Source organism: Blattabacterium sp. (Blaberus giganteus) (genome assembly GCF_000262715.1).
Taxonomy (GTDB): domain Bacteria; phylum Bacteroidota; class Bacteroidia; order Flavobacteriales; family Blattabacteriaceae; genus Blattabacterium.
Genome location: NC_017924.1, coordinates 258,911 through 271,805 on the forward strand (window position 1 = coordinate 258,911; position 12,895 = coordinate 271,805).

General features: G+C 25.2%; 11 protein-coding genes. 10 read left to right on the top strand and 1 reads right to left on the bottom strand.

What is annotated here, in order from left to right; genetic code table 11:
- Positions 1–1,125 carry a tRNA guanosine(34) transglycosylase Tgt gene (gene tgt, locus BGIGA_RS01215; protein WP_014726561.1) on the bottom strand — a complete coding sequence of 375 codons (1,125 nt, stop codon included), beginning with the start codon at positions 1,123–1,125 and terminating at the stop codon, positions 1–3.
- 71 nt (positions 1,126–1,196) lie between these two features.
- Here tgt and rsmH point away from each other — a divergent pair, with 71 nt between their 5' ends.
- The 10 genes from rsmH to BGIGA_RS01265 are packed head-to-tail and all read left to right on the top strand — an operon-like array spanning position 1,197 to position 12,891.
- Positions 1,197–2,096, top strand: coding sequence for a 16S rRNA (cytosine(1402)-N(4))-methyltransferase RsmH (rsmH, locus tag BGIGA_RS01220; RefSeq protein WP_014726562.1), 900 nt, complete (start codon positions 1,197–1,199; stop codon positions 2,094–2,096).
- A 4-nt stretch (positions 2,097–2,100) separates the two neighbouring features.
- The gene (locus BGIGA_RS01225; RefSeq protein ID WP_014726563.1) at positions 2,101–2,442 is read left to right on the top strand and encodes an FtsL-like putative cell division protein; all 342 of its coding nucleotides are present in this window, start codon (positions 2,101–2,103) and stop codon (positions 2,440–2,442) included.
- A complete protein-coding gene (locus BGIGA_RS01230) occupies positions 2,442–4,415 on the top strand; it encodes a penicillin-binding protein (protein ID WP_014726564.1) in 1,974 nt (657 codons plus the stop codon). The genes BGIGA_RS01225 and BGIGA_RS01230 overlap by 1 nt, the downstream gene beginning before the upstream one ends.
- Positions 4,412–5,881, top strand: coding sequence for a UDP-N-acetylmuramoyl-L-alanyl-D-glutamate--2,6-diaminopimelate ligase (locus BGIGA_RS01235; RefSeq protein ID WP_014726565.1), 1,470 nt, complete (start codon positions 4,412–4,414; stop codon positions 5,879–5,881). Before BGIGA_RS01230 ends, BGIGA_RS01235 begins: the two co-directional genes overlap by 4 nt.
- 8 nt (positions 5,882–5,889) lie before the next feature.
- Complete coding sequence (gene mraY / locus BGIGA_RS01240) at positions 5,890–7,098, top strand: phospho-N-acetylmuramoyl-pentapeptide-transferase (RefSeq protein WP_014726566.1); 1,209 nt, start codon at positions 5,890–5,892, stop codon at positions 7,096–7,098.
- Between the two features lie 7 nt (positions 7,099–7,105).
- Entirely contained in the window at positions 7,106–8,470 is a 1,365-nt protein-coding gene (gene murD / locus BGIGA_RS01245; protein ID WP_014726567.1) for a UDP-N-acetylmuramoyl-L-alanine--D-glutamate ligase, read from the top strand.
- The gene (locus BGIGA_RS01250) at positions 8,457–9,662 is read left to right on the top strand and encodes an FtsW/RodA/SpoVE family cell cycle protein (RefSeq protein WP_014726568.1); all 1,206 of its coding nucleotides are present in this window, start codon (positions 8,457–8,459) and stop codon (positions 9,660–9,662) included. The genes murD and BGIGA_RS01250 overlap by 14 nt, the downstream gene beginning before the upstream one ends.
- Entirely contained in the window at positions 9,652–10,767 is a 1,116-nt protein-coding gene (gene murG, locus BGIGA_RS01255; RefSeq protein ID WP_014726569.1) for an undecaprenyldiphospho-muramoylpentapeptide beta-N-acetylglucosaminyltransferase, read from the top strand. The genes BGIGA_RS01250 and murG overlap by 11 nt, the downstream gene beginning before the upstream one ends.
- A complete protein-coding gene (gene murC, locus BGIGA_RS01260) occupies positions 10,764–12,173 on the top strand; it encodes a UDP-N-acetylmuramate--L-alanine ligase (protein ID WP_014726570.1) in 1,410 nt (469 codons plus the stop codon). Before murG ends, murC begins: the two co-directional genes overlap by 4 nt.
- A gap of 43 nt (positions 12,174–12,216) precedes the next feature.
- Complete coding sequence (locus BGIGA_RS01265) at positions 12,217–12,891, top strand: cell division protein FtsQ/DivIB (RefSeq protein WP_238526743.1); 675 nt, start codon at positions 12,217–12,219, stop codon at positions 12,889–12,891.
- The last annotated feature ends 4 nt before the right edge of the window (positions 12,892–12,895 follow it).

Genomic DNA, 12,895 nt, shown 5'->3' on the forward strand with positions numbered 1-12,895 from the left:
TTATAAACGTTTTTTTAACAAAGGAATCATATATTTTTTCCAATGAAAAAAATTATTGTGCATAATATGTATTTTTGCTTCTTGAATAAGATGAAAATAAAAAGAAAGATTATGAATAGAAGCGATTTCTTTTGCTAAATTATCTCTAGATAAAAAAAGGTGTCTTACATAAGATTTACTATATAATTGATCTACGTAAGAATTTCCAAATTCATCTAAACAAGAATAATCTTTTTCCCATTTTTTATTTTTTATATTTATGATTCCCTTCCATGTAAATAGCATTCCATGACGTCCATTTCTTGTCGGTAAAACACAATCGAACATATCTATACCGAGAGCGATTCCTTCTAAAAGATCTACAGGATTCCCTATTCCCATTAAATACCTAGGTTTTTTTTTAGGTAAAATATCTGTTACTAAATTAGTAATACTATGTGTTTGTTCTTTTTCTTCTCCTAAACTTAATCCACCTATAGCGTAACCTTCCGCTTCTAACAAAGAAATCTCTTCTGCAGAATATTTTCTTAAATCCGTATAAATACTTCCTTGTATAATCGGAAAAAAACTTTGTTGATAATTATATATTTCTGGATTATTTTGTAAATAGGAATAACATTTTTTTAACCAATGATGTGTTTTTTTTACCGATTTTTTCGCTTCTGTATGACTGCAGGGAAAGGGGGGGCAATCGTCAAAAGCCATAATAATGTCTCCACCTATAAAACGTTGAATTTCCATAGATTTCTCAGGAGAAAAAAAATGATAAGATCCGTTTATAATAGATTTAAATACAACTCCATCTTCAGTTATTTTATTTAATTTTCTCATGGAAAAAATTTGAAATCCTCCACTATCTGTTAATATAGATTCCTTCCAATTCAGAAAAGAATGAATTCCTCCTGCTTTATGTAATACTTCAATACCTGGCTGAAAATGTAAATGATAAGCGTTTCCAAGAATGATTTTAGATATTTTATAAAGTTCATGTATTGGAACAGATTTAACATAACCTTTTGAAGCTACTGGCATAAAAATAGGGGTTTCTATTTTACCGTGATCTGTTTCTAAAATTCCTATTCTTGCTTTGGAATGGCAATCCGTTTTAATTAAGTTAAATTTCATTTGAACAATTTTGAAAATTTCAACGATATATGCAAAAATATAGTTCTTATAAAACATAATTTCGTTAAAAAATGAATAATCAATCCCATCATAAATCAGTTCTTACAAAAGAAAGTATAGAAAATTTAATTACAGATCAAAATGGTATTTATGTAGATGCCACATTTGGAGGGGGAGGCCATTCTTATGCTATTTTAAAAAAATTAAATAAAAAAGCAACCTTGATCGCTTTGGATCAGGATAAAGAATCCATAAAAAAAAATTGGATTGAAGATAAACGTTTCCATTTATTTCACAATAATTTTATTCATATACGTGATATTTTGAATCGAAATCATATTGGTAAAGTATCGGGAATATTAGCGGATTTAGGAATTTCTTCTTTACAAATAGATAATCCTGAAAGAGGATTTTCGAATCAATTAAATTGTATTTTAGATATGAGAATGAACCAGGAATCTTCTTATTCTGCTCAAAATGTCATAAATGAATGTTCAAGGGAAGAGTTATTTCATATATTTTATGAATATGGAGAATTTAAAAATGCAAAAAAAATTGTAGATAAAATATTTAAAAAACGTTTTAAAAAAAATATTACAACGACTTCGGATTTAATTCATCTTTTTTTTATAAAAGGATCTTTTAAAAAGAGAAAAAAATTTTTTGCTAGACTTTTTCAGTCTATACGAATAGAAGTTAATAATGAAATAAATATTTTAAAGAATTTTTTATTAGAATCTTCTAGGATTTTATTCCCAGGAGGAAGAATTGCTATGATTTCGTATCATTCTATAGAAGATAGAATCATTAAATATTTTTTTAAAAAGGGAATTATAATAAATAAAAAAAAATTAAAAACTCTTCCATTTAGAATGATACATAAAAAAGTAATCAAACCAAATATTCAAGAAATCATAAATAATCCACGATCTAGAAGCGCTAAATTAAGAATTGCAGAAAAAAACTTGTAAAAAAATGAAAATAAATATACAAGATATTCTAAAAGGAAAATTTTTAGTAAAAGAAGACGCTTATCGTAGTTGGAATTTTATTGTTTTTATTACTGTATTATCTTTAATAAGCATTACCAGTTCACATATGATGGACCGAAAAATTAGAAAAATAACTAAAATTAGTGAAGAAATAAAAGAATTAAAATCTGAATATGCAGATATTCATAGCAAATGTATGAAAATGCAATTAGCCTCTTTTATAAAAAAAAAATTAGTTAATGGATTAAAAAATTTAGAATCTCCTCCATACGAATTAGTCATAGAAAATAAAAAAAATATGGATAAAACACAAGAAAATAAATAATGAAAGAAAAAAGATATATTTTATTATATAAATCTTATTTAATTGGTTTTTTATTCACATTTATTGCCGCATTAATTATTTTCAATTTATTATATATTCAAAATTATTCAGAAGGATACAAAAAATATGTCATAGAAAAAACGATTCGAACCAATTTAATTAAGGCTAAACGTGGAAACATTTATGCGTCAGATAATAGTATATTAGCGATGTCTGTTATAAGATATGACATTCACATTGATTTTAGGTCTATATCTGAAAAATTATTTCAAGAAAATATTTATTCTTTATGTAATTCTTTAGAAAATTTATTTAAAAAACCAAAATTTTTTTTCTATAAAAAATTTCAATATGAGAAAAAAAAGGGAAATAGATATTTTTTATTATCGAAAAATTTAGATTATCCACATTTTAAAATATTACGAAATTTTCCTATTTTCAATAAAGGACAAATACGAGGCGGTTTCATTGTTGAGAAAAAGATATGTCGAATTTCCACATTGGAAAATATTGGAAAAAGAACATTAGGATATGATGATCATAGAGGAAAAGCAGGATTAGAAGGAGCTTTTAGTAAATATTTGAAAGGGAGAGATGGAAAAAGATTAGAACAACGTATTAGTTTTAAAATATGGAAACCATTGAAATCAGAAAATGAGATCCATCCAGAAGATGGAAAAGATGTTTATTCTACTATAAATATATATTTACAAGACATAGCCTACCATGCATTACTTCAAGAATTATCCATATCTAAAGCAGATCATGGATGTGTGATTTTAATGGATATAAAAAGTGGAGAAATTCCTGCTATGATCAATTTGGAAAAAACTAAACAAAATACTTATGAAGATTTAAGAAATTTTGCCGTATGGGAAGGAAATGAACCTGGATCGACTTTTAAAACGATGGCTATTCTTGCTGCTTTAGAAGACAAAAAAATAGATGTTGATATGATCGTTAATACTAAAGGCGGAGTTATGAAATTAAAAGGAAAAAAAATACGCGATAGTCATTACAATGGATATGTTAAAATGAATCCAAAGCAAATTTTAGAATTATCTTCAAACGTAGGCATTGCAAAAATTATTTATGAAAATTATAAAGAAAATCCGGAAAAATTCATAGAACACTTACGAAAATGGAAATTGGATAGAAAAATCGGGATAGACATTCCAGGGGAAAGCATGCCTTTTATCCCAAGTCCTGGAAAAAAAAATTGGAGTAGCATAACCTTGCCATGGATGACTTTTGGATATAATATTAAACTAACTCCTTTACAAATACTTACTTTTTATAATGCTATTGCAAATCAAGGTAAAATGATAAAACCTCTATTTATTCGAGCAATAAAACATCATGGAAAAAATATAAAAAAATATACCAAACCTATCGTTATGAATCCTTCTATAGCTGGAAAATCTTCTTTAATTAAAATTCAAAATATGTTAGAAGGAGTTGTCAAAAATGGAACAGCTAAAAAATATTATAATCCAGAATATCCTTATGCAGGAAAAACGGGAACAACACAGTTAAATTACTGGAAGAAGGGGACTCCTGTTTCTTATAATAGTTCTTTTGTAGGATATTTTCCTGCTAAAAATCCTAAATATTCTTGTATAGTAGTCATTTCAAAACCAGAAAAAGGATACTACGGAATTGAAGTAGCCGTTCCTGTATTTGACCAAATAGCTAAATCTATTTATACCAGAATAGGAAGAAAAACATTTTTAAAAAATAGAAAAAACCAAGAAGATTTACTAAATAAAATTATGAAGTCAAAAAATTTTTTTATTGACAAATGGATCATGCCTAATGTAATGTCTGTTCCTGGAAAAGAAATCATCCCTATATTGGAAAATAGGGGGTTTCATATTCAATATGAAGGGATAGGAAAAGTGGTGACTCAATCTGTTCTTCCAGGAAGAAAATTGAAAAAAAATCAGATTATATTTTTGAAATTAGAAGAATGAAAAAATTCTTAAAAGATGTTCTGAAAAAAGTACATGTGTTAAAAATGATAGGAAAAAATACTTCTAAATTTATAGAAGGAATTTCTATAGATTCAAAAATAGTACAATCTAATATGATTTTTGTAGCCAAAAAAGGAAAAATAACAGATGGACACAAATTTATTGTAGATGCAATCCAAAAAGGTGCCAATACTATAATTTGTGAAAACAGTCCTTTTTTCATTCATCAACATATAACCTATGTTCTGGTTAAAGATTGCATGGAAGCTTTAGGGATTATTTCATCTAATTTTTATGATCATCCTACAAAAAAAATTAAATTAATAGGAATAACCGGGACAAATGGAAAAACCTCTGTAGCTACGATACTTCATCAGTTATTTTCTAAAATGGGAGAAAAAAATATTCTTATTTCTACTATGGGAATCAAAATATTATCTAGAAAATATCCGACGACACATACAACTCCAAATATTATTGAAATTAATAAATATTTAAACATTTCAATCCAAAAAGGATGCAAATACGCTTTTATGGAAGTAAGCTCACATGGAATATATCAAAAAAGAATAGCAGGATTATTATTCGAAGGAGGAATTTTTACTAATATTACACATGATCACTTAGATTATCATAAATCTTTTGATCATTATTTATATACTAAAAAATTTTTTTTTGAAAATTTGTCTAAAAAAGCTTTTGCATTAATTAATTTAGATGATGAAAATTCGCATAAAATAATAAAAAAAATTTTAGCGAAAACCTATTTTTATGGTATAAAAAAAAATGCCAATTTTAAAATTAAAATTTTGAAAGAAAATATGAATGGAAATCAATTACTAATTAATGGTCATAAAATTTTTACCCATTTAATAGGAAGATTTAATATTTATAATTTATTAGCCAGTTACGCGACAGCAATTTTATTAGGAATAAATAAAAATGATATTCTGAAAAAAATAAAAGATATTAAACCTATAAAAGGTCGTTTTGAGCAATTTATATCCCGTTCTGGTATTCAAATTATTATAGATTATGCCCATAATCCAGATGGATTAAAATCTATTTTTAATACTCTTAAAATAATAAAAAAAAATGATGAAAAATTAATTTGTGTCATAGGTTGTGGAGGAAATAGAGATGTAAAAAAACGTTCTTTAATGGGTAAAATTGTTTATGAAACATGTGATATATCTATTTTTACATCTGATAATCCTAGATATGAAAATCTGAACAAAATATTCAATGATATGAAAAACTTTAAATCATATATAAAAAAAAAATCTATTTTAACTTTTGTTAATCGAAAAAAAGCTATTCAAACTGCAATCCAAATTGCCAAAAAAAAAGATATTATTTTAATAGCAGGAAAAGGACATGAAACTTTTCAAGAAATCAAAGGAATACGTTATTCTTTTAACGATATGAAAATCGCTAAAAATTTATTAAAAACTTACAACAAGTAAGAAATAAGATGATTTATTTTTTTATTTTTTTTAAATCCATAATTGCTATCTCTTTTTTTATCAATATAAATTCTGTTTATTCCAGAGCGATTATAGCTTTTTTTTTATCGTTTTGTATAGCTTTGATTTTGTATCAAAAAATTATATGTTTGAACCGAAAAAATAGCATTATAGGAGAAAAAATACGAGATCTTGGACTTTTTGGTCAAAAAGAAAAAGAAGGGACCCCAACCATGGGTGGTATCGTCATGATATTTTCCACATTAATTTCTACAATATTTTTTTCTACCTTAAATAATGTATATGTATTAATGTTGATAATGACTACATTGTATATGGGTTGTATTGGATTTATAGATGATTGTATTAAAATAAAATATAATAAAAAAGGACTTAGTATAATGTTAAAAATATTAAGTCAAATTTTATTAGGAATTTTTGTTGGAATCACTATGTACTTTAATACAAGTATTTCTATTCAAAAACAAAAAATAGAATCACAAAATTCACATTTTTCTAAAAAAAAAGAATATGGGTTCAAAACCTCTTTACCCATTTTTTCTTCTTGTCATAATTATGAATTTGACTATGCTTATCTTTTGAGTTGGTATCATCAAAAATGTAAAAAATATGCATGGGTTGTTTTTATTCCGATTGTTATTGGAATTATTACATTTTTATCCAATGGAGCAAATATAACTGATGGAATCGACGGATTAACAGCTGGAATTTCTTCTATCATTTTTGCCACATTATCTTTATTATCTATAATTTCCAGTAATAAAATATATTCATACTATTTTCATTTTATATATATTCCTCATATAGAAGAAATTATCATATTCTCTTTTTCTTTTTTAGGATCTTTGATAAGTTTTCTTTGGTATAATACTTATCCAGCTCAAATTTTCATGGGAGATACTGGTAGCTTAACTATAGGAGGAGTCATTGCTACACTAGCTATTATAAATAGAAAAGAATTAACATTGCCTATTTTATGTGGAATTTTTTTTATAGAAAATATTTCTGTAATCATACAAGTACTATATTTTAAATATTCTAAAAAAAAATATGGCATAGGAAAAAGAATTTTTCTCATGGCTCCTTTACATCATCATTTTCAAAAAATAGGATATCATGAAAATAAAATTTTCAATCGTTTTATTATCATACAAATGATGCTTTCTATGTTAGTATTTATTTTATTAATTATATAATATACAAATGAAAAAAAAAATTATAGTTGTGTTAGGTGGAGGAGAAAGTGGAGTAGGAGCAGCTTTATTAGCTAAAAAAAATGGATTAAAAACATTTTTATCCGATTCTGGAATTATTTTAAACAAATACAAAAAAGTTTTAATAAAGAATCAAATTCCTTTTGAAGAAAAAGGACATACAGAAAATATCATCATTCAAAATGCTATTAAAATAATAAAAAGTCCTGGAATTTCTTCTAAAAAAAATCCTTTGATAACAAAAATCAATTCTTTGGGGATTCCTATACAATCCGAATTAGAATTCGGTAAAAGTTATATCGAAAATTCTTATGTAATTGGAATTACAGGAAGTAATGGAAAAACAACAACTTGTTCCATGATTTATGAAATTCTTAAAAAAGAAGGAATGAATGTAGGAGTAGCAGGAAATATTGGACATAGTTTTTCTAAAGAAGTTATAAAAAAAAAAGATATTTATATATTAGAAATGAGTAGCTTTCAATTAGATGATTGTTTAAATTTTCGTTCAAATATTGCAGTATTATTAAACGTGACAAGGGATCATTTAAATAGATATAATAATATTGAAAATTATATCGATTCCAAATTTAAAATAGCAATTTTTCAAAAAAAAAAAGATATTTTTATTTATAATTATGATGATCCTATTATCAGAAAGGGATTAAAAAAGTATCCTGTCATGTCTCATTGCATTCCTTTTTCTATAAAAGAAGAATTACATACAGGCGCTTATATAAAAAATAACAAAATATTTATTCGAAATCAAAAAAATCAAGAAATATATTTCCTTAATGTAAAAGATATTCCCTTAATAGGGGATCATAATCTCTATAATATTTTGGCTTCATTAATTATATTCGAAATATTAAACGTAAAAAAAGAATCAATAATTTCCATACTATTAAAATTGAAATCTATAGAACATCGTATGGAAAAAATACGAAATATAAATGGAATACAATTCATTAATGATTCTAAAGCTACTAATGTAAATGCAGTTTTTTATGCATTAAAAAGTATAAATGCGCCTATTATATGGATAGCAGGAGGAGAAGATAAAGGGAATAATTATATAGAATTAATTCCTTTGGTTAAAAAAAAAGTAAAAGCTATAATTTGTTTAGGAAAAAATAATAAAAAAATTATAAATTTTTTTAAAAATATAATTGATATTATTTTGGAAACAAAAAATATGAAAAAAGCTGTTTATATGGCTTATATATTATCTTCTCATGGAGATCATGTTTTATTCTCTCCTGCTTGTTCTAGCTTTGATCTTTTTAAAGATTATAAGGAAAGAGGAAATAAATTTAAACAAGAAGTAAGAAAACTGATTTATGAAAATTTCTGAAAAAATAGACCTATTTTTAAATAAATATATAAAAGGAGATAGATATTTATGGGCATTCATATCTTTGTTGGCTATATTTTCTTTTTTACCAGTTTATTCTGCGAGTACAAACTTAGTGACAACATATGGAGGAACAAATACAGTATTTAGTTATTTATTAAAACATGCTATTTTTTTGTTGGTTGGGTTTTGTATCCTTTTTTTTACTCAATTTATAGACTATAAATATTTTTACCGGATGTCTATTATTTCCATGCCTATAATATTCATTTTATTAATCTTTACTATGAGTCAAAGAAAAGAGTTAGATGGTGTGAATGCTTCTCGTTGGTTACATATTCCTATTATTAATATATCTTTTCAAACTTCTAGTATTGCTGGGTTAGCCCTATTCATTTATTGTGCCAGATATTTAGCTAAAAAAAATAAAAAACAAATAAATTTTATAAATTCTTTTTTACCATTGTTATTTCCAATATTTTTTATTATTGGACTAATTTTTCCTGCAAATGGCTCTACTGCTGTTATTGTTTTTATATCCGTTTTAATTTTACTTTTTATAGGAGGATATCCATTAACAAGTGTGATAGGAGTTCTTTTAATGGGTGTTTTATTTGCAGGAATATATATTTATTCTGTAATAAAATGGGGTTATAAAAAACCTATAAATAGGGTTTACACATGGAAAAGTCGTATAGAACAATTTTTGGATCATGAATCGGAAGAAAGTTATCAAATGAAACAATCTAAAACGGCTATTGTTTTAGGAAATAAATTTGGTCGTGGTCCTGGAAAGAGTGTTTTAAAAGCTTTTTTACCACAATCTTCTTCAGATTTTATTTATGCTATTATAATAGAAGAATATGGATCTGTTGGAGGTGTCATCCTTTTATTCATTTATATATTAATTCTGATGAGAATTATGATAATAGCTACGAAAGTACAAAATTATTTTTGTTCTTTGTTGGTTCTTGCTGTAGGGTTCCCTATTGTCAATCAAGCGCTCATTAATATGGGAATAGCCGTTGGGTTATTTCCAGTTACAGGACAAACTTTACCTTTGATTAGTGCTGGAGGAACTTCTATGTGGGTTACTTTTTTTAGTTTTGGTATTATATTAAATGTCAGTCGTCTGATATATAATAAAAATTCGAATAGAACCACTAAAATGATAATTTGTCATGACCCATGATTTTTCACATAAATCACCTAGAATCATTATTGGAAGTGGAGGAACAGGAGGGCACATTTATCCGGGAATTGCTATTGCGAATGAACTTAAAAAAAAAATTCCAAAAACCGATATTTTGTTTATCGGATCTAAAAATCATATGGAAATGCGAGAGATTCCCAGATTTGGATATTCCATTGAGGAAATTTGTCTTTCAGGTGGAAAAAATAAATTTTTTTCCATATCAGGTTTTATTTTATCTATACAATTAATATATAGTTTTTTTTTGGCAAATAAAATTATTAAAAAATTTTCTCCAGATATAGTTATCGGAACAGGTGGATTTGTAAGTTTTCCTACCTTATATGCTGCAAAAAAAAATAAGATACCTATTCTGATTCAAGAACAAAATTCTTTTCCGGGATTGACCAATAGAATATTTTCTCATTATGCGAATAAAATATGCATTGCTTATGAGCAAGCAAAAAAATATTTTCCTCAAAAAAAAACTATCATAACTGGAAATCCAGTAAGATCTGAAATATTACAATTACCTAGTAAAGAAAAAGCTTGCATTCACTTAGGATTAAAAATTACAAGACCTATTATTTTATCTATAGGAGGAAGTCAAGGTTCCAATAGTATGAATAATGCTTGGATTAAAGGATTAAAAAAAATAATAGAATTGGATATGCAACTTATTTGGCAGATAGGAAAATTCGATCTTCATAAGATTAAAAAAAATAAAATGTCTCATCATTCGAATATCATTTTCATGGAATTTATTGAAAATATACCAATATGTTATGCTGCTGCAGATATTATTGTATCTAGGGCTGGAGCTTTAACCATATCAGAAATATGTTTAATAGGAAAACCATATATATTAATTCCTTTTCCTTGGGCTTCAAATGATCATCAAAATCAAAATGCTAAAATATTAGAAGAAAAAAAGGCTGCTTTAATTATAAAAAACGAGGAAATAGAAAAAAAATTAGTGAATTCTGTTATTCAATTAATGAATAATTCTAGCATGAAAAAAAAAATGAGTAAAAATATATTAGAATTAGGAAAACCTAAAGCAACAAACGATATTGTAAACGAGATTTTACAAATTATTTTATGAATTTAAACCAAATTGATTTTTTTTATTTTATAGGAATAGGAGGAATGGGGATGAGTTCCCTAGCTAGATACTTTCATACTATGGGTAAAACTGTTTATGGTCATGATCAAAATAGAACTTTTTTAACAAAAGAATTAGAAAAAGAAGGTATATCCATAAATTATCATGATAGGATAGAAATATTACCAAAATGGGTATTATCTAAACAATGTTTGATTGTGTATACTCCAGCTATTCCAAGTCATCATAAACAATGGATATATTTAAAAAAACATGGTAAAAATATAAAAAAACGTTCTCAAGTATTATCTTTAATTACAGAAAATGAAATTTGTATAGCCATAGGAGGAACACATGGAAAAACAACTACTTGTACCTTGTTAGGCCACATTTTATATAGTGTAGGAATAAATGTTACAGCTTTTTTAGGAGGCATATCTGAAAATTATCAATCTAATTTGATATTCAGTAATGGATTGAATAGAAAAAAAATTATTTTGGTAGAAGCCGACGAATTTGACCGTTCTTTTTTATATTTATCTCCTAATATAGCATGTATAATGTCTTTTGATCAAGATCATGTAGACACTTATCCAAGAAAAGAATCCTTGAAAAAGGCTTATATAGCTTTTTCAAATAGAATAAAAAAACCATATAAAAAAATATTTCTTTGTCAAGAAGAATCTTTTCGATTTAATAACGCTATATATTATTCTATGATGCGAAAAGAAGAAAATTATTATTCCGATCATCTTTATATAAAAAAAAATAAATGGTATTTCGATTTTCATACTCCTAGAGAAACATGGAAATCGTTGCCTTTGCCTATTCCAGGTCAACATAATTTAAAAAATGTGACTGCAGCATTAGCTATATCTGACTATCTAAAAATTCCTAAAGAAAAAATCAGAAAAGCTTTATTTTTATTTAAAGGAATCAAAAGAAGATATTCCATTCATTTTCAATCTTCAGAAAAAATATATATAGATGATTATGCGCATCATCCTACAGAGATTAATGCTTTGATTTCTACTGTAAGAGAATGTTTTCCAAATAAAAAAATATTGGGGATTTTTCAACCCCATTTATTTAGTAGAACTAAATTTTTTGAAAAATATTTTGCAAAAAGTTTAGAACATCTTGATATTTTAATTTTACTAGATATTTATCCAGCTAGAGAATTTCCCACAAAAAATGGAATTCATTCCAATAGTTTATTAAAAAAAATAAAAATGAGTTCTAAAGAAATATCTACTTTATCAAAAGTTTTAGAAAAAATTAAAAAAAAACATTTTGATATTATTCTTACAATGGGAGCTGGGGATATAGATACCTTAATTATTCCTATTAAAGAATGGTTGTTAAAAAATCAACGATATGGACAAATAAAAATAAATGAGAAATAATAAAACATCCTTTATCCTTATTTTATTATTATATATGATTTTTATGATATTCCTTTTTTATTTTTCTCAAAAAACACATCGAAACAGAACTTTAAAAAAATTTAATATTGTCATTGATTCCTCATCTAAAAATCATTTTGTAAATGAAAAAATAATTAAAAATATTCTGTTTTATAAAACAGAAAAAATTGAAAAAAAAATCGGTCAATTATGTATATTGAGAATGGAAAGAAAATTAAATAATTATCCTTTTATAAAAAAATCTGAAGTATTTCTTAATGTAGATGGGAGTCTAAACATTAAAATTTGTCAAAAAGAACCCATATTAAGAATTAAAAATGTAAATAAAGAATATTATCTTACTAAAGATGCGGAAAATTTAGATCTTTCTTCTTTTTATTCATCAAAAGTCATCTTAGCGAAAGGACCTTTTTCAAAAGAAGAAAAAAAATATTTAACGAGTTTAGTCAAATTCATAAACTCAGATGAGTTATTAAGAAATCAAATTATTAGTATAAAAAAAAATAATAAAAATTCATTTGTTTTAATCCCAAAAATCGGAAATCATCATATTATATTAGGAAATATAAAAAATTTTAAAAATAAATTGAATAAATTAAAAGCATTTTATAAACAATACCTTAATAAGATAGATATTAATCAATATAAAAGTATTGATTTACAATATAAAGACCAAATAGTCGCAAAAAAAAGATAAGTCT